This is a genomic window from Phytoactinopolyspora endophytica, from assembly GCF_004138495.1.
Classification (GTDB): domain Bacteria; phylum Actinomycetota; class Actinomycetes; order Jiangellales; family Jiangellaceae; genus Phytoactinopolyspora; species Phytoactinopolyspora endophytica.
In genome coordinates this window covers 336,909-338,050 of record NZ_ML142855.1, presented here as the reverse complement: position 1 = coordinate 338,050, position 1,142 = coordinate 336,909, and the positions used below count along the sequence as shown (strand labels likewise).

Here is a 1,142-nt window from a genome sequence, read left to right as displayed (position 1 = left end):
TCGCGCCACAGTTCATAGATTCCCGCCAGCGCCACCGCTCACGACCGAACCAAGTCGACCGGGCGCTCGGTCGCTCCATAGGCGACTGAACTAGGGCACGATTTGGGCACAAACCGTCGCAGGGAACCGGTTTCTGCCGGTCGTGGCCGGACACAATAAGACCGCCCTTCACCCGCGTATCCGCAGGTGAAGGGCGATCTACCAGGCGTAGCCCCGACGGGATTCGAACCCGCGCTACCGCCTTGAGAGGGCGGCGTGCTAGGCCACTACACAACGGGGCCTTGCTTGCATTCCGGCGTCACTCAATGTCGCCGTTCGGAACTCTACCCGAGTTCCGCCAGCCCGCCAAACTGACCGGTGAAGATCACCTGACGCCACCGACGAGACATCCCCGCGGACTCGACTGCGAGCAGGCTCACCGAGATGCCACTCTCGATTCGCCCACACCTCCAGGCGGTCGAGGACGCCATCTGCGGGGCAGACGTGAGCTTCACAGGCGTCGTCCGAACCCATGACGGCGGGCGAGCCGTGACGTCGCTCCACTATGATGCGCATCCGAGTGCAGATGTCATCCTCGACGGGATCCTCGCTCGGGTAGGGGCAGCGCATCGCGGCATCCGGGCGCTGGCGGCCAGCCACCGGATCGGAACCCTGCCGGTCGGTGACATCGCCTTGGCCGTCGCTGTCTCCGCCGGCCATCGCGCCGAAGCGTTCGCCTGTTGCGCGGACGTGGTGGAGACCATCAAGCGGGTACTGCCCGTATGGAAGCGGCGCCTCTTCGAAGACGGCAGCGACGAATGGGTCAACCTCGCCTTGTACTCCAGCCGTAGATCGTGATCTTCATCTCTGGCCCGGCAATTCTGCGCTGGTAGTGGCATTGGCGGGCTCTGTGCGGATGTCTGCGGCGCCAGGTTGACCAGTGCAGACAGTGCCGCCGGTCGGTGCGGAGCCGGGTGAGGGCGTTGATCAGGTGCTGGATCTCGTTGCAGGTCAGAGGGATCAGCTCGTTGTCGGGGCTCGATGTGTGGGTGCACCCAACGTGCGGAACGCGTTCGCAGCGACTTGAACGAACGCGTTCCGCACGGTCAGAGTGACCTCAGCACCCGGACGCGGTCGGCGATCGCGCGGCGTGACACGTCCGT

At 65.2% G+C, this 1,142-nt stretch carries 1 protein-coding gene and 1 tRNA gene; one reads left to right on the top strand and one right to left on the bottom strand.

Going from position 1 to position 1,142, the window contains the following annotated elements; all coding sequences use genetic code 11:
• Positions 1-208: 208 nt before the first annotated feature.
• Positions 209-281 (bottom strand) — tRNA-Glu (locus tag ELR45_RS16385).
• A 142-nt stretch (positions 282-423) separates the two neighbouring features.
• On the opposite strand from ELR45_RS16385, the gene ELR45_RS16380 reads away from it, so the two are divergent.
• Positions 424-837 (top strand): molybdenum cofactor biosynthesis protein MoaE, encoded by a 414-nt coding sequence (locus ELR45_RS16380; protein WP_129667340.1) that lies wholly within the window; start codon positions 424-426, stop codon positions 835-837.
• Positions 838-1,142 lie beyond the last annotated feature (305 nt).

Coding starts and splice junctions, on each gene's coding strand:
- ELR45_RS16380 (WP_129667340.1), top strand. CDS start 424: ATGCCACTCTCGATTCGCCCACACCTCCAGGCGGTCGAGGACGCCATC.